At 64.8% G+C, this 310-nt stretch carries 1 protein-coding gene; it reads right to left on the reverse strand.

The window, feature by feature from the left end; translation table 11 throughout:
- Positions 1-310: AarF/UbiB family protein (locus FCK22_RS18095; protein ID WP_248646595.1), on the reverse strand; the 310-nt coding region annotated here is incomplete at both ends.

A 310-nucleotide genomic window follows, 5' to 3' on the forward strand; every position in this document is an offset into this window, starting at 1 on the left:
CATCACGCGGCGGCCCGAATAATTCCATTTGATCTCGGGCAGTTGAAACCCGGCGTCATCCTTGGTGTTGGCGGCGAACTCTGACGCGGCGGAACTTTCGAGCCGCAGGTCCAGCTCCCCCCGCACGACGCCATCGAAATGTTCGATCACCTCCATCGGGCGCAGGCGGCGCGACCCGGGCGGGAAAATCTCGGCCATGCGGGCGGCGAGGTAGAAGGCGTCAATGTCCTTGCGGAAGGCTTTTTCGATGCCGGGCCGCAGGACTTTGACGGCGACCTCTTCGCCGGTCTCGGCCAGCCGCGCGTGATGC

It is taken from the genome of Sulfitobacter sp. 15WGC (assembly GCF_005068605.1).
Classification (GTDB): Bacteria; Pseudomonadota; Alphaproteobacteria; order Rhodobacterales; family Rhodobacteraceae; genus Sulfitobacter; species Sulfitobacter faviae.